This is a genomic window from Bradyrhizobium niftali, from assembly GCF_004571025.1.
Classification (GTDB): domain Bacteria; phylum Pseudomonadota; class Alphaproteobacteria; order Rhizobiales; family Xanthobacteraceae; genus Bradyrhizobium; species Bradyrhizobium niftali.
Genome location: NZ_SPQT01000029.1, coordinates 1 through 20,391, shown reverse-complemented (window position 1 = coordinate 20,391; position 20,391 = coordinate 1). Strand labels below are relative to the sequence as shown.

The following is a 20,391-nucleotide window of genomic DNA, read 5'->3' as shown; positions in this document are numbered from 1 at the left end:
CTGTTTCTCAATCGGCAACCGACCGCCGCAGGTTGGTGAATGTCGCCCACGACATGAACAATGAACTTCAATACGCGGATCCGTTCGCGTCCGCTGCGCGCGAAAGGATGCGCCATGACAATGCTCCACCGGATGACGCTGCGTCTTGGGTGACGTAGGCCGCCATCGATTTGCGACCACAACAGACCTCTGCGAGCTGGCCGGATCGCTACGCCGCAGGCGGCGCGACGGCGCGAAAACTAGAGAACGGGCCAGGATCTTCAGCACTGCGACTTGTAAATTCACCTCAATGACAAGCCGGGTCCTAGGTGTATCGCCACATCGTTGGCGCTTTGGAAAGAGCTTCCCGACCGATCTGTCTAAGCAGATCGGGGCGCGTCTCACCTCTGGTGGCCGCCTCCAGGATTTTGGAGGCAACGTAGGCGCGGACGCCGGCGTCATACGGTGGGACGCTCTCGCAAACCTCCTCCAGGATCGTGCGCAGGAGCGCGGTCGTGGCACCGTCGAGCATTGGGAGATCTCCCTCATCCCATCGAGGAAGATAATGGGCATTTGCTGGACCGCAACGCAAGTACATCAGATCGTATGAGGCTTCGCGACTGCGGGTCAGCCGATTTTCACGGCGGTGCAATGTCCAGCATCTCTGCGATCGCTAATCAATTGCGGTAGCTCGCCTAATCGGCCTGCTTTTGCTCTTCTCGTCGCTTCTCTCCGGCTTAACAGACAAGTTTGGCAGAGCTCAGACCCCAACGCGACGCCCTGCGATTACGCAGGATGTGCTGGGACTTCTATTGGGCGCCGGACTGGTTGGCCGGCTGCGGCAGGCCAATGTGTTCGTAGGTTGCCAGTTCGGTTGCGGACCTCTTGCCGCTTATCGCGCCCGCCGCGCCCAACCAAGCCCGAAGGCTTCGCCTCTTGCACTGTAGAGGGACATCGCGATCAATTGTTGCGATGACGCATATCTTCACGCCAAAAACCAGCGCCGGCCCCGTGTTTGACGACGAAATCGCGCCAAGATCCGACACCTACGAACAGTGATCCGTGACTCGCCCCCTAGCCGCTCTTGGCGATCTTCGGCTTTATGCAGGTTGGGGAGGTCGTTTCGCGATCGTGCAGCAATCTCATGGTCATGGGCGTGTGGCTATTGATTGATCGCACGTAGTTGCAGCACACGATTTTGAGCGAGCCTCCTTGGCAATGCCCGTTTGCAGTCGCATTGGTGTAGCCGAAGTACCCCAGCACGAGCACGCGAACGTTGTGTGAAAATTCATCGGGGGCGTCGCCGTAATGCAGGATTTGATCGCGAGAGCGCGGCTCCTTGCACTATTTGATATTGCGATTTTGTTACAGTTCCGCCCAGAGCGATCACACGCAGCCGAAGGGCGGCACATTCCACGGCCACATTTTGAGCCATTACTGCAACTGAGCATGAGCCAGCGAGATGGCGTCGCCGAAAGTGCGGTCGCATCAGCGATCTGGGCGTGAGCCCTTTGCAGGGGAGTGAGCTAGCAAACCAGCCCGCCGCGGGCTACATGTGAAAACTTCGATCTGACGGCGAGGCGCCACGTTCAGCGAAGAGAAGCGACTGGGCTGTTCAGACTTTCTGCTGTGTTTGTCGAATCGGAAAGGGAGCTACATGAATCATCTTGGCAGCAGCCAACGTCGCACAACATCTGTGATGACGGCCGAACAGTACGAGCTGGAGCGCTGCAGGAAGGAAATTGCGGGCCTCAAACAGCTGGTTGTACGACTTTCTGAAATTGCTTTGCGCCACGTCGTAGAAAGCGCGCAAAGCGGTCAGAATGGCCCCGAACGTCTAGTTGAGCCGCCGAAGTCATAGTACGAAAAGCGACCCCGCGCTTGGCTGCTCTCGGCAGTGTGGAGCGGCCCCGTCACGCTCCACTTGTCAGCGGCAGAGCCAATCAACCGACATCAGGTGCTCGAGCGTGGGGCAGTCGTTCAGGACGCAAAGGAGCAGTTTCGGATCGTGTTCGAGAGCTCTATTCAGGATGTTGAGGATTTCAGGGCCAGCTGATCGGGTTCGACTGCTTCTGAGCGCAGTCGCTTGCGGATCTGGCTACGGGCTAGCTCAGGACTACATTGTCGATCAACCGAGTCGAGCCGACGTACGCTGCGACACAGAGCACCGCCGGATAGCGCAGCGGGCTCTCGGCAATCCTGAGGGTCCCAGCGTCGACAAGCTCAAGGTACTGTAATCGATCGACCAATTCCAAATGCTTTGTTGCAAGCGCAATCAGCGTTGCCGCGTCGCGCTCCCCTGAGGCAAACTCTTGCGCTGCGGCGAACAAGCCACGGCTGATCGCAAGGCTCCGACCGCGCTCTTCCGGGCTGAGATAACGGTTGCGACTGCTCATTGCCAGCCCGTCCGGCTCCCGCACGGTTGGCACGGTGACAATCTCGACCGGAAGATTCAGATCAACCGTCATGCGGCGTATCACAGCGCATTGCTGAAAATCCTTCTGTCCAAAGTACGCGACGTCCGGCTGCACCATGTTCAATAGCTTGCAGACGACAGTCGCTACACCACGAAAATGTCCCGGCCTGAAACCTCCGCAGAGCGGTTTTGCGAGTTCGCCCGGCTCGACTAAGGTCTCGAACTGAGCCGGATAGATCTCCTCTGCACCTGGCGCGAAGATGATGGAGACGCCGGCATTACGGCACAAGGCTTCATCGCGCGCGAAGTCGCGAGGGTACCTGCTGAGATCCTCATTTGGGCCGAACTGAGTGGGGTTGACGAAGATGCTAACGACAGTGACGTCGCAGTGCCCACGGCTAGCCGAGATCAGGGACAGGTGGCCATCGTGCAGGTATCCCATCGTCGGAACGAACCCAATGCGCTTACCGGCGTTGCGGACGTCTGCAAGGGCCCGACGCAGCTCAGCGAGCTTCGTAATTACTTGCATTTCTTACCTTGCTTCAGGTTGAATTGGAGGGCACCCAATTGGCGATGGCATCGCGAAGCTGATCAGGAAGCCGATAGCACTCCTCTGAGCCCGGGAATGCACCTTTGCGAATATCGGCAGCCCAGCGCGATAGCGCCTCCTGGAACAGCTGGAATCCATTTGTATAGGCACGAACGAATTTGGGGCGGTGGCCTTCGGTTAGCCCCAAAACATCATGGAACACGAGCACTTGGCCCGAGCAATCGGGTCCTGCTCCGATCCCGATGGTGGGTATCGTGAGAAATTGGGTCGCTCGCGCCGCGAGCTCGGCAGGGATTCCCTCCAGGACCAAAGCGAAACAGCCGGCTTCCTGCAGACGGTGCGCGTCATCGAGCAGCCGCAAGGCGGTATCCGTTGTCCTTCCCTGCACCCTGAATCCACCCATGACGTTGACGCTCTGCGGGGTCAGACCGAGATGTCCCATCACAGGAATTTCGCAATCGACCAAGGCGCGTACCATCTCGACGCGTTTGGCACCACCCTCGAGTTTCACAGCATCGGCGCCACGCTGCAGAAAACCTCCTGCATTGCGAATCGTATCCTCAGAACCGACATGAAAGCTCAGAAAGGGCATGTCGGCCACAAGCAGGGCATGAGGCCTCGTGCGCGCAACAGCCTCCAGGTGATGATTCATCATGGCCACGCTGACGGGCAGCGTGTTGTCGAATCCCAGACAGACGTTTCCAACGCTATCGCCGACCAGGATGATATCGACAATGGGATCCGCGATGCGCGCCGCAACCGCATCGTAGGCGGTGGTCATCACGACACGACGTCCTTCATCCTTCCACTGCTGCAGTGCCGGAATCGTGACACGTTCTAGAGGCTGCTCTGAACTGTGGCTCATATTGAATCCGCTCCCCACACACCGTCGGCGCTTCCTAGAGAAGGCGGGAGAAGCCTGTCAATGGCATTGAGGATGGAGATCCCAGTTCTCTAAAACTGGAGAACAGCGCAAAAACAGTCCAATGGTCGCGCAACCATGAGCCAAGACCTTCCTCATCGCGATTTCACCACCCGATGGCTCGTCTTCCCCTACAGTTTCAGCGACTATGCCGGCCGGAGCCGCGATCGAGGAGCGGCGCTCGCGACGAGCCACCATCTGCACGCGTTTCTGGGCTGATTGCAGTCTCTCCAAACGGTGACGGCTCGACCGGACCGAGCTGGAGATGCGCGCAGTGGGGACTCCGTCTTGGGGGCCCACCTCCGTGCCTGCCCCTAGGGGTACTCGTGAGGCTCCTGCTTCGGCGCTAGCGCGCCGAGCAAAGCGAACGGATGGCAGGCCAGGAACGTCCAAAGCTGACAGGCCGCTGTGAACGCAGCGAGAGCCGCGGTCGAGTAGACGTCGTCGCGAAGGCGCTCAGACCGAGCCAGCCTGCCGGCCCTGTAGGCCCTGAAGTCGATTATTTGTGCCGATGCTTCTGTCACTTGATTTCCACGCGCTCTAGGGCCACTCGAATTCGCAACAAGTCTGACCGGGGCGGTACCGGCACAGCTCGGCCGAGTCCTAAGCCGCTCGCAACCATCGAAGCCATTTCTGATCGGCCTCCCGTCGCGCCTTGAAGCGATTGACGCATTTCTTGGAGCAAAGGGCCGTTCGCCACCAGTAATGGCGGATCAGCCCAAACTTTCCACCGCATATCGCGCAGCATGCGGCTGAATCGTCGAGGGAATTCCGGAAGCAAACGTGCATTTCTCGCCTCCTGTCAAACATCTACTTGGGAAGCCCCGCTGCCCCTCACGGCAGCACCTCGCACGCACCAACGGTGCGGCCGCCCGGCGGTCCGTCTCCCTGGTCTCGCAGCCATCAAAGAGCCTTGACTCTGATGTGCGGCTACCTCGCGAAGCAGTACTTTCCGCAGAATGCTTCGCCGAGAATTTCCTCAAGATAGTGGATTTCTCTATCGTGATTGAGACAATTCGTCCGGCATTTCAGCTAAATGCTGCGCTTTCATAGCTAGTCCGCAGGATTACTGCGCGAGTTGAATCAGGAACGATTAAAGCAAGTGCTTAAAGCACGATTAGCCTGCTAGCCGTAGGCGCAGCATCCTCCTTGCACTATCAAACGGCAGCAATACGGACACTTTCGCCTTGCAAGATCCTGTCACTGCAGACGATTGCAACTTTTATGGCACCTCACATCAGCAAGTCCGCAGCGTCACGGATGGCAGCATAGATTTCATCAAGGTCGGCCGCCGTAACGCAGTAAGGCGGCATCACGTAGATCGTATTACCGAGTGGGCGTAACAGCAGATTCCGCGCTTGGAAGAAAGCCAAAAGCTTCGGCCCGATGTCCGCCAGATAGCCGGCATCGCTCGTGTTGAGTTCAAGCGCTGTGACTGTTCCTGTGCGTCGGACGTTTGCGAACCGTGAATCGGCGCAAAATGGCGCGAGTGCCTGTTCTTGCATCCTGGCCAGGGATGCCACCCGCCTGCGATATTCCTGTTGCTGCCATAGGTCCAGATTGGCCTTGGCGGCGGCGCAGGCCACTGGATTGGCCGTATATGAGCTCGAATGGAAAAACGTACGCGTGCGATCTTCAGAATAATGCGCATCGAAAATATCGGCACGACAGAGTGTGACGGCGAGCGGCAGGGCCCCAGCCGTGAGGCCTTTCGAATAGCAGGCAATATCGGGCGTCACATCGGCCTGCTCACACGCAAACAAGCTACCCGTCCGGCCCCAGCCCGTCATGACCTCGTCGGCAATGAACAGGACGTCGAAGGCTTCGCAGATCCGCTTCATCTCTCTTAGCACCGAGGGAGAATACATCAGCATTCCACCGGCACCCAATATCAGGGGCTCCACGATAAAGGCTGCCGGATGTTCGTTTCGACACGCGTTTTCAAGCGCATCGAGCGCTATTTGCTCACGATCTCTTGCCGGGAACGGAATCGAGGTCACCTCGAACATCAGCGCCCCGTAGGCCGCATTGAAAACGCCTCGGCTACCTACCGACATCGCCCCGATCGTGTCGCCATGGTACGAGTGCTGCATCACCACAATTTGGGTTCGCTGTCTTCCGGTATTGTGCCAGTAGCCGAGCGCCATTTTCAGCGCGACTTCGACGCTGGTTGACCCGCTATCGGAGAAGAACACATGCTCGAGCGCCGGGCAGGTGAGCTTCAATAGTTCCGTCGCAACTTGCTCAGCCGGGTCGTGAGTGTATCCGGCGAAGATGACCTGGTTGAGCTTGCCTGCCTGTTCTCGGATCGCGTTCACGATGCATGGATGGCAATGGCCGTGGGTCACGACCCACCAGGAGGAGATTGCATCGATAAGGCGTCGGCCATCTTCGGTGTAGAGATAAGCCCCCTCTCCCCGCAGCACCTTCGTCATGTCCGGCTGTAGAGCATGCTGCGTGAACGGGTGCCAGATCGGCGACCTCTTGGCTATCCTCATAGGTTCAGGAAATCACTGCCAAGAAAGGAGTCTTTGAAAGCGGCCTGCAGCCTTTCGTCCGTGAGCGGAACAAGCCACGGGAGCCGTCCCAACCAACGCACTCTCCCGATCTCGCAAATCGCGCTTTCAGTTTCCGCGTTTCTTTCGCCAATGAACGCAATTCCAAGGATTCGAATCTGACGCTTCCGCAGAGCCTCTATGGAGAGCAGAGAGTGATTGATTGTGCCCAGTCCCGTCCTGGCGCAAAGCACAACGGGAAGCTGCCAGCGTTCGAAGATGTCGATGTAAAGAGTGCGCGCTGTCAGCGGCACCATGAGCCCGCCGGCGCCCTCGATCACCAGTTGCCGCTCGCCGCTGTCCGGCAGTCCAAGCGTCTCTGTGTCTATGCGAACGCCGTCGATCTCCGCGGCGTAATGGGGCGACGCAGGCGTCCGAAGTTGATAGAGCTCCGGGACAATCCGATCGGCCGAGAGGCCGCCGAGGCGGCGGACGCACGCGGAGTCGGTCTCTTGTTCCAGTCCAGCCTGGACCGGCTTCCAGTAATTCGCGCCGAGAAGGCCGGCGAGCCCTGCGGAAAATACCGTTTTGCCGACCCCGGTGTCCGTACCGGTCACGACGATCCGCTTATTCATCAAAACGAGCCCCTTGTCACCTCAACAAGCGCATCGAGCATTGCGCGCACGTCCGCTTCCCCAACATTCAGTGTCAACGAAATTCGCAAACGCGCGGTGCCTGCTGGGACGGTTGGCGGCCGAATTCCGCGGATGTCGAAGCCGCGCGCCTGCAGAGCAGAGGCAAGTCGCATTGCATGAGCATTGTCACCCACTATGTACGGCACGATCTGAGAGGTCGACGGCGTGTGCAAACCAAGGGAGGTGATCTGCCGATGCGCGAACGAAACAAGTTTGGCCAGCCGTTGCTGCCGCTCCGGCTCTTCCTGCAGGATGAGGAGTGCCTCTCGAACGGCAACGGCCATCAATGGTGATGGGGCCGTGGCAAAGATAAACGGACGGCAGCGATTGACCATGAAATCGCGCAGAATGCCGGAGGCCGTAACAAGTGCACCCGCCGTACCGAGTGCTTTACCGCAGGTATGAACGACGATGAGATTGTCGCGCCTGTCATAAGGGGCTGTGAGCCCTCGTCCCTGAAGCCCGTAAGCGCCTGTGGCATGAGCCTCATCCACGATCAGAAATGCATCATGGCGATCGGCGATTGCCACCAGCTCTTCGAGTGGAGCGAAGTCGCCATCCATACTGTAGAGACTTTCAGCCACAATCCAGACGCGGCCCGCTCCACCTTTGGCTCGCCAGTCGCGAATTGCGTCTTCGATTGACTGGGAATCATTGTGCGCGTGAATTCGGCACTCTGCGCGGCCGGCTCGCGCCCCCTCGTGAATACTGGCGTGCACGAGCGAGTCGAGAACGAGCAGATCGCCGCGCTGCGGCAGCGTTGTCAGGAGGGCAAAATTTGCGATGTAGCCACCTCCAAAGAAAAGCGCTGCCTCCGCGCCAAAGAACTGAGCAGCTTCCGTTTCGAGCCGTTCATGCTCCTCGCAATTGCCGCGCAGAAGCCGCGACCCGCCGGCTCCAACCGGAGTGCCCGCCTCGAGCGCGGCGACCATCGCCTTTTTGATGCGCGGGGCGCTCCCGAGCGCCAGATAGTCGTTTGATGCGAAATCGATCCCCACGCGCGGCTTGAGGCAGCGCAGCCGTTTATCTTCGTTCAAGGCATTCAACGCTGCGACGTAGGGACTAAGTCTAGCTGTTTGAATTGACCGCATTCACAACTCCCACCGATCGCATCAAATTACGCAGAAAATGCGTTGGCCGTTTAAGAAGGAAGGATGGCCCGTTAGGTTCAACTTGCCAGGATGCGATTGTCTCCGTCCACACGCACAATGCGTGGCTTGAATATCTTTGCTTCGGCCTCGTCGAATGAGGCATATGCAACGATGATGATCTTGTCTCCGGGCATCGCCAGCCGTGCGGCCGCACCGTTCAGGCTTATCGTGCCAGACCTCGGCGGCGCCTCGATCACGTAGGTGGCAAAGCGCGTTCCTGTTTCGACATTGTAGATTTCGACGCGCTCGTTGATCACCATTCCCGCTGCCTCCAGGAGCGCACGATCTATCGAGATCGAGCCTTCATAGTGCAGATCAGCTTCGGTCACTGAGGCGCGATGGATTTTTCCCTTCATCAAAGTTATCTGCATTTCTCACCTAGGCTGGATGTAGGGGCAACATATTGCGCGCACTGCTTTCGTCAGGCGAGCCCGGACGTGATGCCGAGCCGGGCCAGGAGATCCGCATCGCGATCAACTTTCGGGTTTTTGGTGGTCAAGAGCACGTCGCCGATGAAGATCGAATTTGCGCCGGCCAAGAAGCAAAGCGCCTGCAATTCATCGCTCATGTATTGCCGCCCGGCGGACAAGCGAACCACACTCCTTGGCATCATGATCCGCGCGGTCGCCACCAGGCGGACCAGCGCGATCGGATCGGGAGGCTCCGCGGTGTCTTCCACCGGCACGCCTTCGATCTTGTTCCATAGGTTGATCGGCACGCTTTCGGGATGGCTGGGAAGATTGGCGAGCAGCACGAGCATACCTAGGCGGTCCTCGATGTGCTCGCCCATCCCGATAATCCCGCCGCAGCAGATCTTGATGCCGGCATCGCGCACATGCGCCAGCGTATCGATGCGGTCCTGCAGGCTACGGGTCGTGATGATCTTGCTGTAAAACTCGGGTGATGTGTCGACGTTGTGATTGTAGAAGTCAAGGCCGGCCTCGGCGAGGCGCGCGGCCTGCTTCGGCGTCAGCATGCCCAGCGTGACGCACGTTTCCATGCCGAGTCCTTTGACCGCGTTGACCATGTGGCAGACGGAATCAAGATCGCGATCTTTTGGCGTGCGCCAGGCCGCGGCCATGCAGAAGCGCATGGCGCCGGCATCCTTCGCGCGCTGCGCAATCGCAATCACATCTGGGCAACGCATCAGACGGGTGGCTTTCAGGCCGGTCTCGTAATGCGCGCTTTGCGAGCAGTAGCCGCAGTCTTCCGGGCAGCCGCCGGTCTTGATGCTGAGCAGGCTCGCGGTTTCGACGTGGTTTGGATCGAAGCTCTTGCGATGAGCGCGCTGCGCCTGAAACATCAGGTCGGCAAAAGGCAGGTCGTAGAGCGCCTTAGCCCGTTCGACGTTCCAATGATGACGAACCTGCGCCCCTTTGCTTGCTCCCTTCCGTCGGACTTGCGCAGCAGCATCCATAATCCAATCCCGCTCAATTGTAGATAATCGTGTGAATTATCTATAGTCACCGCTCTCGAAGAGATGCTAATCGAGCTGCCTCGCAAATGCACCGGTTATTGCGGTAGATAATCTATGATCACTGCTGACAACATGACGATGGTCGCGCGCATCGCGGACTCAATCGCTGAGCGCATTATCAGCGGCGCCTTAGAGCCAGGCGCGCCACTGCGTCAGGATCACGTTGCACGAGAATTCAATTCCAGCCACGTCCCGGTGCGCGAGGCCTTTCGGCAGCTGCAGGCACAACATCTTGTTGTCGCTGTGCCACGCCGCGGTGTTCGGGTTGCCCCGCTCGATACCCATTCAGTGAAGGAGATCGCCGAAATGCGCGCTGCGCTGGAAGTGGTGGCATTGCGCCATTCGGGGCCAAGGCTCACAACAGCTCATTTGGCTCGGATCGAGCTCACCGTGATCGAAGGAGACAGTGCAAAGACGATCGAGGAGTTTGAGATGGCCAACCGCGCCTTTCACCAAGCCTTGGTCGCGCCGTGCGGAATGCCGCGTCTGCTCGCGAGCCTCGATGGACTGCAGCTTGCCAATTCTCGATTGGTATTCGCGATGGCGCGATCGGTGGGCTGGCGACCGCGCTCCAATCAAGATCACCGCCTGATTCTGCAAGCCTTGCGAACGCGCAATATCGATCAAGCCTGTAATCTGCTGACGCGGCACATTCAAACCATTGAGCGCCTTACCCTTCCCGCGTCCTGAGCAACTCTGGCAAGCTTCATTGCGGATCGCTGACGATCGCAAGCGACGAGCATGCAGCAAGTGACTAGCCTCATTGCAACGGGTTCTATTCCCAGCTAGTTATGCCCCCGCTAGCGACATCTCCGGACGGCCATGATTCGTCACATCGTCTTCTTCAGCGCCAAGGACAAGGCGCATATCGACCAGATCATCGACGGTCTTTCGCGTCTCACCGCGATACCACATGCGCGCCGGCTTGAGGTTGCCCGCAACCGCAAGACCGATCAGCTCGGCAATGATATTGACATCGTGGTCTATGGTGAGTTCGACAGCGAGACGGAGCTCGCAGCGTACAAAGCGCACCATCTCTACCAGGAATCGATCAAACGGGTCCGACCGCTCCGCGAGCTGCGGTTCGCGGCCGACTACGATGTATCAATAGATACCCCTTTCGCCTCAACGGCAGGATGATCGAGGTGCTGTGGCAGCAAAAAGTCCACCGCCGGGTTAGTTTGGCAATGGCCTCAAGTTTCATGCCATCGCAGACAGGCGTCGCTCTCATCGGGTGGGGCAACAGATGGAACGACACTTTCACGACGTCAGCGGCCGGTGACCTATAACCCGATGTACGTTCGCGAGTTGCAGTGGATTGAACCTGTCACAGCGATGCGACGTCTTGGGCATCGACCGCATCTCACGTTTCTCGATAGCGCAGCAAGGCACGAGCTGCTTGGGCGCTACTCATATGTAACGTGTGACCCGTTCAGCACCTATAGGGTCGCGAACGGCCAAGCCAGTTGGAACGGTCTGACTCTCGAGGCCGATCCATGGAAGGTCCTTCGCACGCTACTCGCGAAGCACCCGCAAGAGCATCGTCCCGATCTCCCGCCGTTCCAGGGAGGAGCGGCAGGCTACCTTGCCTACGACATGAACAGGACATTGGAGCGATTGTCTGCGCCGGCAATTGTCGGTCTGGGTTTGCCCCAATCCATCCTGCATTTCTATGACGTGGTCATCAGCTTCGACCATCGGGATAACAAATGCTGGATTGTCTCGACCGGATGGCCGGAGCAGGATCGCGCGCGACGGAGCGAACGAGCGCGTCGTCGAGCTGACGAGTTTGCAGCATTCCTTGACCGTCCAATGGCGCCACAGAATGGTTGTGCCAGCAAAGCAGGCGCTTGGAGCTCGAACTTCAGCCGCGAGGGCTACATTGCGGCGGTACAACGCGTGATCGACTTGATCCTGGCGGGTGACGTGTTCCAGACGAATATTGCGCAGCGTTTCAGCACCCGCCTGCCGACCTCGTTTGATCCGCTCGCCTTCTATTGCCAGCTACGATCATTGAATCCGGCGCCTTTTGCGGCCCTGCTGCGATGGGGAAAGCTGACCATTGCATCAAGTTCGCCGGAACGATTCCTGAAGCTTAACGAGCAACAAGTCGAGACACGACCCATCAAGGGCACGATCGCGCGTTCGCCTGATTTCAATGAAGACCACCGCCGTGCGGCTGTTCTCCTCGCTTCCGAAAAGGATCATGCCGAGAATACGATGATTGTCGACCTTTTGCGAAACGATCTGTCACGCGTTTGCACTGCGCATTCGGTCGAGGTTCCGGCTCTGTGCAGTCTCGAGTCCTATGCCTCGGTGCACCATCTCGTGTCGATCGTTACGGGGGAACTGGCCGGAGGGGAAGACGCCGTTAGCCTGCTCCGAGCTTGCTTTCCCGGGGGCTCCATTACGGGAGCGCCAAAGCTGCGGTCGATGGAAATTATTACAGAAATCGAGCGCATAGCGCGAGAGGTCTATTGTGGGGCGATCGGCTTCATCGGCTTCAACGGGCACATGGACACAAGTATTGCGATCCGCACCGTCACCATCGACGGTGACCTGGCTGTGTTTCATGCGGGCGGCGGTATAACGGCCCTGTCGGAGCCCGAGGCCGAATACGAGGAAACGCTCGCCAAGGCAGAGCGAATCTTTGATGCATTCGGTTCTGAACCAGCTGGTGCATTTTGATTGTCATCATCGATAATTACGATTCCTTCGTGTTCAACATTGCCCGCTATTTCCACAAGCTCAGTGAAGCAACGGAAGTGATCCGAAACGACGCTATCAGCATCGGCGAGCTCGTTGGTCTCAAGCCCCGCGCGGTGGTCATATCGCCCGGCCCCTGCACTCCAACTGAGGCAGGAATATCGACAGCAGTGGTTCGCGAACTTTCGGGACGCGTACCAATTCTCGGCATCTGCCTTGGACATCAGTGTATTGCGAGCGCTTTCGGAGGACGGGTGGCGCGTGCGCATCGGCCCATGCACGGTCAGGGCTCATACGTTGCGCATGACGGCCGAGGGTTATTCAAGGGGCTGCCAACCCCGCTTGACGTCGGACGCTACCATTCTCTTATCGTCGAGCTTGATCAGTCATGTGCGCAGAACCTCATAGTGACAGCGCGTTCGGAGGAAGGCGAGATCATGGCCCTCACGCACGGCTATTATCCCACCTATGGGGTCCAGTTCCATCCTGAGTCGATACTTACCTCACAGGGGCACGTCCTGCTTATGAACTTCTTGCGACTCACGGAGGATTTCCGAAACCGCGCGGAGCAATGAGAGGCTCGGCCTGCGCATCAAGATGGTGGACGGTTGGTTTCTGACTTGGTTGAAAGACGCAGCGTCATATGGCAGGCATTTTGTGGCAATCAGCGCTGTTCGGTGCTCGGCTCCGCAGTCAGCGGCGCGCCTCCGACGGAAACCGGACCTTGCGGCTTCGAGGGCCGGACGTCTCTCTTGGCCGGCTTGGATGTGGTGCGCACGGGTGGGAAAGAAGCAGCAGGAGCAGGAGAGGCAACAAGCGCCGGATTGTGCAGCTCCTCGAATCTTTGGGTCAGGGCTGTGATCTGATCCGAGATCCGCTTTAGCTCGGCTTGCTGCGCGTCGACGTTGCGATTGAGCTTGGCAACTTCATCGGCCGTCTTCTGCTGCCCTGATTGGATACCTAAAAGGACGTCCCTATCCTCAGGTGACAAGCCAAACGTAGGAGGCACGATTTCATGAGCCGACGGCGCCTCGGCAAACATTTCGATATTCATATTCGTCAAAAAATAGGCTCCTCCGGCGCAAAGAACGAGCAATAAGGCTAGAAGAGCAAAGCTCCGCCGAAAGCCTTTCGACGGTCTCTGCAGGACCGGCGGCAACTCCGATGCTTGGGATTGATCCGTCACAGCCACACCCCGCTCTCATCATCTCGATCTGCTTTCGTTGTTCTCGTTGCCGCGATAGCAGAAGATGGTCAAGAGCTGCCGCAAGCCGCACCCCCCGCTGCATCGTTTTCAGCAATGTTGTCCCCAAAGCCGGGTCTTGATCGCATCAGGGTTTTTGCGAGCAACGCACTGCGCTGCGGGTGGTGAGGTAAATAATGAGGGCCGGTAGAGGGGATTACCCGTGAAGCACATTCATACCTGTGCTCTTGAGAGGGCCGCCTCACCGAAAGGCAATGCGAGTCGGGGATTTGCTAGGTGAGGCTTCCAGCGGTCCTGTGCCTGATTGTTCGAGGATCCGTTGTCGTAGCGTCGAAGTTGAGTTGGCGCAAAAATGCTGCGCAACACACGCAACAAACGCGTGATGCGAGCGCAATCATAAGACTAACTATATCGTTCGATGGAGGGGAATTGCGTTGTTAGTGGGCAACTGCACGAAGGCCAGCCAGGAGATCAGGTCGGCCGTTCAGAAAGAAGGGCACTACATGCGAAAACGACGCGAACCGAGGAAGCGGATCCCTACGGATGCCTGAGCTGATCATCTGCAAGCGCCGGGCCTCCATACGTGGAAAACATACCAGCGTCCCTGTCCAGCTGCGTACCATCTTGCGTGAGGTCTCGCAGGGATCCTAGCGCGACCAAGGTCGGCTGCGGGATCAAAATGAAAGCAAATGCGAGCAGGCTAGAGCAAAGCAGCGCAAGCCCAGCCGCGGTCAGCGCCAACAGGCTGCCGGACACAATGTCATGATGCGCATGAACCGTCCTTCATGGCGCCCGGAAGCAGCACGAGGGGGCGGCTGCTTTCGTGGTGAATAGCCAATCACCGGATTCCTACTCAAATTTTGCTGCACTATTCCTGCAGTCTTCAAGGGAAAGAAGCATTTTTTAAGCGCAATCCTCCCACTGTTCGGCGGCTGCCGGCGAGAACGAACGAGTATCAAAGATTTGTGGGGTGTTTGCTGGCCAATAGGCCGTCGATGCCCCGTAAGAGCCGCCCCTCCACCAAGGCCCGCGGTGTGAGTCGTTTCATAATTCCGATATATCGTTTCGAGTAATCCTTGTTGTATGCGCGCTCTCCTAATCCTCCTCGCGGCTTTTACGATCATGTTGGCGGCACGTGACCGGCACCAAAATGGCTTCGTGCCACGCCCGACGGCATCCATGCCCCCGGTCGACGTGCCGTAACCCAGGCACCTGCCTCTGTCCGCAAACGACTTGACGCAGTTCATCAATATTGGGCAACCAGTCAGATCCATACTTGCGATCTGCACCGCTGCTGTTGGCAGCACATCTTCCGCCCTAGTGTGGGGACAGCCACGCCATTCTGTCATTGCGGAACTGGCGTAGCGGCACTTAAGTCCGGCAGCGCAGGCCCAAGCTCAAGGAGCCGATCGGCACACTTCGTTGGCCGCCATCTCAAACTGGGCGGACGACTGTAAATTCAACGCCAGAAGGAAAGGACACCTACCGCTGGCATTTCATCGACATCGACATCGATCGGCCGACATATGACGACGCTCTTGATTGCAAGGATGAACACGACCAGGGAACTTGCATCCTCGAAGGTCTTCCGGCGGCGATTGCGATCCTCAAAGACAATTCGCGCTCTGAGGAAGAAGGTTGCGCGCGCTAAAGCTCGTTGTCCATCTGGCTGGGGACCCTGGAGCAGCGTTGCACGCAAGCGAACATAACGGCGATCAAGGCGGTAACAAACTGCATGTCATCTTGCACGCAAAGCGATCCGACGGCACGTCATATACGCGCGCGCCGACATTCCACAGCATATGTGAGGACTCTCTCGTCGATCTCCAGGCGTATTCGTGGGGGAGTTAAACTGATGCGCTGGATGCCGATCTGCTGCCGACAGTCGAAGCCCCGCCCTATGATGAAGCACGAGTTGCTGCTTGCGCGAACGATACGCACGCCCTGGGTATAAGAGCCTATCAGCTCCTGCCCCAGGAACGCTGGACCACAACGATTCGGGCCACGCCGTAGAGTTCGGCAACGATTATGCCGTAGCCATCAAAGCGGACCTGGATCGCGAGCTGGTAAAGGGAGCCGCGCGGCTTCAGGCTATTCTGGAAGATGCACTCGGCAGCTCCTAGATGAACTGCCAACCTTAGGTCGGCAGCAAAACACCTCCCACTAATTCTCGATAATCATGATTTAACAAGATCAGTGTTAGATGCTTTGTACACTCGAAGTCCGCACGATATCCCGAGGACGGTTCTGCGCGATGAGGTCGTGCGGCTTGAGGGCAACCGGCGCGCGAACCGCGTACTAAGGTTGAGACTCATTAAATCCACCATACACCAGATCGCCGCATCCAGAAGATACTATTGAGGACGCGTCGGTCGTTTTACCCGAGGGGCTCCACGCAGCTTGTTTGGTAGCATAGACTCGATAGCTGCCCATTCGTAGTCCGTTAGTTCATGGCGCCTGATTCGCCCCAGTTTGGGAGCTTGAATCACGGGCGCCCGGCCAATCACAATGCTTTTGCCATGTCAGGCCGACTTGTCCTCACGGCTGCCCTCAAGCTTATCTCGCAAGGCCGTGATCACGCGATGGACAATCCGTATATCCTTGACCGACAGCCCTTCTGAAAGATCGTTGATCCAGGGAGCCTGCAACTCCATTGCGGCTTCGAAGGCGTGCTGTCCATTCTTAGTGAGCACGACGAGTTGCGCCCGTCGGTGATGCGGGTTGACCTCAAAAGATACGAGGCCCTCTCTGTGCAGATCATTGATAATCCGCTGCACGTTTTGACGATTGCCGCCGAGGTCACGTGCGAGCCAAGCAACCGGTTGGGGACGTTCGGCGGACACAATGGCGCCAAGCACCTGCCAGCGTGCGCTTGTTAGGCCAAGCGGGGCGACCAGACGGTCGCCGGCCGTCAGAAATAGGCTGTCGAGCCTGAATAGATCGAGAACAAGGTCGGTCAGGGCGTCACCCTCCGGAGTTCGCTTGGCTCTTTTCATTTGTCACCATTGTTTTCTATTGACATCATGATGTCAAAGTGTTATGTCATCATAATACCAATTAGACATCACATATCAAATAGCAAATGAGGCACTCATGTCGCTGCTACGCCCACTTGACCCTTCTTTCCCGATCGACCGCCAGATCGCTATTGAGGCAAATTCGGTCGTCCTGGTGAACCCATTCACACTCGACAAAGCCGATGAGGCGGCTTTTCTCAAGACCTGGCAGGACGACGCAGCGTTCATGAAGCGACAGCCGGGCTTCATTTCCACTCAGCTGCACAGAGCTCTCGGCGACAGCTCGACCTATCTGAACTACGCCGTCTGGGAATCCACCGCACACTTCCGCGCGGCCTTCACCCATCCTGACTTTCTAGCAAAAATCGCCAGCTATCCGGCCTCCGCGATAGCCTCCCCTCATCTGTTCCAGAAAATTGCCGTGCCCGGCATCTGCGTTGCCTAGGCCTGCTCTTTTTAGGAAGGGAAGATACTCATGATCAAGTTGATCCACCCTGTCGCTGGCGCCTTGGCTATCGGAACGATCGGCACATTTTGGCTGTCGACGGTACTCAGCGAGCTGTTCGCGTCCCATGCCACAGTTGCGGCGGTTAAGAGCACCATACCGTGGGGCTTCTTGTTGCTGATTCCGGCGCTCGCTGCGACCGGTGGTACAGGTGTCATCTTGGCAAAGGCGCGCCGGGCCGGACTGATCGGGGCCAAATTCAAGCGCATGCCATTCATTGCAGGAAACGGCATCCTGATTCTTATTCCGTCTGCGCTCTTCCTTGCGTCCAAGGCTCAGGCGGCAGAATTCGATGCCACGTTCTATGCTGTGCAGGTGATCGAGCTCGTCGCGGGCGCAACAAACATTACACTTCTTGCTCTCAACATGCGGGACGGTCTCAAAATGAAGGGATGGTTGCGCCACAAACCCGCTTGATCACCTCAACCAGAACTGCGCGGACAACTGACCTGAGGCCCGGTATTGTCGTGGCTTTATGAGTACGCGCCCTAAAATGTTATAGCTCTCCCGCCGGAGAACAGCCGGATGGTATCAGAATGCGTAGCCCGATCAGCAGTTTAGAACGTTCGGCCCTTCAGTTTACCTTCGGCGGCATAGCGCTGGCCGTGGTAACACTGGCTGGCTTGTACCTTCACGCCCATTTCGCCGCGACGGCGTTCGCCTATTTGTTGGTGGTATTGCTGTTTTCGTTGATGGGCAGCTTCATCGCGTCGTCCGCGCTTTGCATCATAGCCATAGCTGCTCTCGCTTACTACTTTGCGCCGCCGGCGTTCAGCCTGCGTATCGATGACCCCCAAGATCTGCCGGTGGTTGTTGCATTCTTTATTGCCTCGATTGTGGGAGCGCACCTGATCGGAAAGCTCCGCCAGGAAAGAGAGGCTGCGCGTGTCGTTGCGGCCAAGCTTCAGCAGAGTGCGGCCGATTTGGAGGATCGCGAAAAACGCTGGCGCGCCATCTTCGAGCACAATCCGGCCATGTACTTCATGGTCGATGAAGCCGGCATTGTCCTCAACGTCAATACGCTCGGCGCGACACGACTCGGCTATGCTCGTGCTGAACTGGTCGCTCGATCAGTGCTGGACGTATTTCTCGAGGAGGATCGCGCTTTCGTTCGCGAATGCGTTCGGACGTGCCTTGAGGATGTCGGACAAACGCGCACGTGGGACGTCCGGAAAGTCAGGAAGGACGGCTCGGTGTTGTGGGTACGTGAAAACGCCAAAGCCATGCTCTGGGGCGATGAGCAGCCCATTGTCCTTATCGCCTGCGAAGATATCACGCAGCGAAGGCGGACCGAACTCGCCCTGCAGCGGAGCGAAGCACATTTGGCCCAGGCGCAGGAGTTGAGTCACACAGGCAGCTTCAGCTGGAACCCCACTACGGGCGAGGCCTTCTGGTCAAAGGAAACATTTCGCATTTTCCAATTAGATCCTGACACAGTGCCGCCGGGGCCGCAGCTTGTCGTTGAGCGCACTCATCCGGATGATAGGGCTTCGGTTAAAGAAATTATCGATCGCGCGATGCGAGACCCGAGCGATTTCGAGCACGAATACCGGCTCCTGCTACCGGACGGCTCGGTAAAGCACATCCATGCGCAGGCACGAGCGACGAGAAAAGCCTCTGGTGACATCGAGTTTGTTGGGGCCGCTACGGATATTACGGCGGCGAGGCGAGCAGAGCAGCAGCTGCGCCGCAGCGAGGCCTATCTGGCCGAGGCCCAGCATCTCAGTCACACGGGGAGTTGGTCCTGGGACGTCTACCGTCTAGATTTCATATATCGGTCCGCCGAGGTCGATCGTCTGTTTGGCTTTAGTCCACAAGAGCCGGTATCGATCGAGACCATTCGATCGCGCATCCATCCGGAGGACTTGCCGCGGCTACAGGAGCTGCAGCGCCAGGCGATTGAACACAAGGAGCGGCGGTTCGAACATGATTTTCGTATCCTTCTACCAGATGGCGGGATAAGACGCATACACTCCGTTGCGCACGTGGTGGTTGGCAGCGATGGCAACGTCAGCGAGCTGATCGGAACACATATGGATGTGACCGAGCAACACGCAGCTAGGGAACGCCTGGAAAACACACTTGCCGCGCTGCGCGAAAGTGAACAGCGCTTTCGCGACTACGCCGAAACAGCTTCCGACTGGCTCTGGGAGACCGGGCCGGATCATCAGGTCACTCGCTTATCCGAGCACACCAGCGCTGCGGGAATTTTGGCGACAGGATTGACCGGCCTGCTTCGCTGGGACATTGCGTGCGACGTCGAAGAGGAACCCGAGAAGTGGCGGCAGCATCGGGCGACATTGGAGGCCCATCTTCCGTTTCGGGATCTCGTCTACCGCACCGTAAATCGGACAGGTTCTCCGATCTACGTCCGCACGAGTGGCAAGCCTTTTTTCGATGGAAAGGGCAATTTTCTCGGCTACCGTGGCGTCAGCACTGACATCACCGCTACCATTCGCGCCGATCAAGCCGAACAAGAACTACGAAAGGCACAGTCGGAGCTTGCGCATGTGACGCGTGTAACGACTTTAGGAGAGCTGACAACCTCCATCGCCCACGAAATAAACCAGCCACTCGCCGCTATTATCAGCAACGCCGATGCGTGCCTCGGTTGGATGGGCCGGGAAGCGCCTAATCTTTCCGCCGCGCGCTCTTCGGTGGAGTGGATCATCGAAGACGCAATCCGGGCAAGCGAAGTGATCCGTCGTATTCGCGCGCTCGCGAAGAAGGGCGAGATTGAGATGGTGCTGCTCGATATCAATGAGGTCGTTAAGGACGTCATTGCGCTGGTAACAAGAGAGCTGGTGAGCCACCGAGTGACGTTACGAACCGAGTTGACGGCAGGGCTGCCTAGGATCCTCGGCGATCGGATTCAGCTACAACAGGTGATCATCAATCTGGTGATGAACGGAATTGAAGCCATGGATGCAGTTACAGACAGGACGCGCGAACTGCTGATTCAATCATCGAAGGACGATGTGGGGCACGTCCACCTTGCCGTGACCGATTGTGGCGTCGGCATCGCCGAGAACGACGCGGACCGCGTCTTGGATCCCTTCTTCACCACCAAATCGACTGGCCTTGGAATGGGTCTTTCGATCTGCCGGTCGATCGTGGAATCTCATGGAGGACGACTGTCGATGGTCCACAAAAATGGACCGGGCGCGACGTTCCAGTTTGCCTTACCGCTGCATAAGGAGGCCGTCTCGTGACTGCACGATTTGACGCGCCAGATGAAGGCAGCAATGCCGAGGCCTCGACAAAGGCGACCGTC

At 57.9% G+C, this 20,391-nt stretch carries 18 protein-coding genes; 8 read left to right on the top strand and 10 right to left on the bottom strand.

Annotated features, from left to right (window positions below):
* Positions 1-304: 304 nt before the first annotated feature.
* Complete coding sequence (locus E4K65_RS47815; RefSeq protein WP_167771429.1) at positions 305-511, bottom strand: hypothetical protein; 207 nt, start codon at positions 509-511, stop codon at positions 305-307.
* Between the two features lie 1,125 nt (positions 512-1,636).
* Here E4K65_RS47815 and E4K65_RS36155 point away from each other — a divergent pair.
* A complete protein-coding gene (locus E4K65_RS36155) occupies positions 1,637-1,840 on the top strand; it encodes a hypothetical protein (protein ID WP_135178163.1) in 204 nt (67 codons plus the stop codon).
* Positions 1,841-2,084: 244 nt separating this feature from the next.
* Here E4K65_RS36155 and panC read toward each other — a convergent pair whose 3' ends face one another.
* The 7 genes from panC to bioB all read right to left on the bottom strand — a co-directional run bounded on the left by panC (position 2,085) and on the right by bioB (position 9,625).
* Positions 2,085-2,924: a pantoate--beta-alanine ligase gene (gene panC, locus E4K65_RS36150; protein ID WP_135178162.1), complete on the bottom strand. Its 840-nt coding sequence runs from the start codon at positions 2,922-2,924 to the stop codon at positions 2,085-2,087.
* A gap of 13 nt (positions 2,925-2,937) precedes the next feature.
* On the bottom strand, positions 2,938-3,810 hold the full coding sequence (gene panB, locus E4K65_RS36145; RefSeq protein ID WP_167771428.1) for a 3-methyl-2-oxobutanoate hydroxymethyltransferase: 873 nt from the start codon (positions 3,808-3,810) through the stop codon (positions 2,938-2,940).
* 1,289 nt (positions 3,811-5,099) lie between these two features.
* Positions 5,100-6,365 carry an adenosylmethionine--8-amino-7-oxononanoate transaminase gene (locus tag E4K65_RS36130; RefSeq protein ID WP_126262152.1) on the bottom strand — a complete coding sequence of 422 codons (1,266 nt, stop codon included), beginning with the start codon at positions 6,363-6,365 and terminating at the stop codon, positions 5,100-5,102.
* On the bottom strand, positions 6,362-6,997 hold the full coding sequence (gene bioD, locus E4K65_RS36125; RefSeq protein ID WP_135178160.1) for a dethiobiotin synthase: 636 nt from the start codon (positions 6,995-6,997) through the stop codon (positions 6,362-6,364). The genes E4K65_RS36130 and bioD overlap by 4 nt, the downstream gene beginning before the upstream one ends.
* Positions 6,997-8,148, bottom strand: a complete 1,152-nt coding sequence (locus E4K65_RS36120) for an 8-amino-7-oxononanoate synthase (RefSeq protein ID WP_135178159.1) — start codon at positions 8,146-8,148, stop codon at positions 6,997-6,999. Before E4K65_RS36120 ends, bioD begins: the two co-directional genes overlap by 1 nt.
* A 77-nt stretch (positions 8,149-8,225) precedes the next feature.
* On the bottom strand, positions 8,226-8,579 hold the full coding sequence (gene panD / locus E4K65_RS36115) for an aspartate 1-decarboxylase (RefSeq protein ID WP_135178158.1): 354 nt from the start codon (positions 8,577-8,579) through the stop codon (positions 8,226-8,228).
* A 50-nt stretch (positions 8,580-8,629) separates the two neighbouring features.
* Positions 8,630-9,625: a biotin synthase BioB gene (bioB, locus tag E4K65_RS36110; RefSeq protein ID WP_135178157.1), complete on the bottom strand. Its 996-nt coding sequence runs from the start codon at positions 9,623-9,625 to the stop codon at positions 8,630-8,632.
* Positions 9,626-9,739: 114 nt separating this feature from the next.
* Here bioB and E4K65_RS36105 point away from each other — a divergent pair, with 114 nt between their 5' ends.
* The 4 genes from E4K65_RS36105 (at position 9,740) to E4K65_RS36090 (ending at position 12,966) form a co-directional block, all read left to right on the top strand.
* Positions 9,740-10,375: a GntR family transcriptional regulator gene (locus E4K65_RS36105; protein ID WP_135178156.1), complete on the top strand. Its 636-nt coding sequence runs from the start codon at positions 9,740-9,742 to the stop codon at positions 10,373-10,375.
* 132 nt (positions 10,376-10,507) lie between these two features.
* Positions 10,508-10,825 (top strand): Dabb family protein, encoded by a 318-nt coding sequence (locus E4K65_RS36100; RefSeq protein ID WP_135178155.1) that lies wholly within the window; start codon positions 10,508-10,510, stop codon positions 10,823-10,825.
* 138 nt (positions 10,826-10,963) lie between these two features.
* On the top strand, positions 10,964-12,373 hold the full coding sequence (gene pabB, locus E4K65_RS36095; protein ID WP_135178154.1) for an aminodeoxychorismate synthase component I: 1,410 nt from the start codon (positions 10,964-10,966) through the stop codon (positions 12,371-12,373).
* A complete protein-coding gene (locus E4K65_RS36090) occupies positions 12,370-12,966 on the top strand; it encodes an anthranilate synthase component II (RefSeq protein ID WP_167771427.1) in 597 nt (198 codons plus the stop codon). The genes pabB and E4K65_RS36090 overlap by 4 nt, the downstream gene beginning before the upstream one ends.
* A gap of 89 nt (positions 12,967-13,055) precedes the next feature.
* Here E4K65_RS36090 and E4K65_RS36085 read toward each other — a convergent pair whose 3' ends face one another.
* Both E4K65_RS36085 and E4K65_RS36070 read right to left on the bottom strand, forming a co-directional pair.
* On the bottom strand, positions 13,056-13,454 hold the full coding sequence (locus E4K65_RS36085) for a hypothetical protein (protein ID WP_235885873.1): 399 nt from the start codon (positions 13,452-13,454) through the stop codon (positions 13,056-13,058).
* Positions 13,455-16,117: 2,663 nt separating this feature from the next.
* Positions 16,118-16,591, bottom strand: a complete 474-nt coding sequence (locus E4K65_RS36070) for a MarR family winged helix-turn-helix transcriptional regulator (protein ID WP_135178152.1) — start codon at positions 16,589-16,591, stop codon at positions 16,118-16,120.
* Positions 16,592-16,688: 97 nt separating this feature from the next.
* Between E4K65_RS36070 and E4K65_RS36065 the strand changes: the two genes are divergently transcribed.
* The 3 genes from E4K65_RS36065 (at position 16,689) to E4K65_RS36055 (ending at position 20,329) form a co-directional block, all read left to right on the top strand.
* Positions 16,689-17,057 carry an antibiotic biosynthesis monooxygenase family protein gene (locus E4K65_RS36065; RefSeq protein WP_135178151.1) on the top strand — a complete coding sequence of 123 codons (369 nt, stop codon included), beginning with the start codon at positions 16,689-16,691 and terminating at the stop codon, positions 17,055-17,057.
* A 30-nt stretch (positions 17,058-17,087) separates the two neighbouring features.
* Positions 17,088-17,534 (top strand): hypothetical protein, encoded by a 447-nt coding sequence (locus E4K65_RS36060; protein WP_135178150.1) that lies wholly within the window; start codon positions 17,088-17,090, stop codon positions 17,532-17,534.
* Between the two features lie 119 nt (positions 17,535-17,653).
* Positions 17,654-20,329, top strand: coding sequence for a PAS domain S-box protein (locus E4K65_RS36055; RefSeq protein ID WP_135178149.1), 2,676 nt, complete (start codon positions 17,654-17,656; stop codon positions 20,327-20,329).
* Positions 20,330-20,391 lie beyond the last annotated feature (62 nt).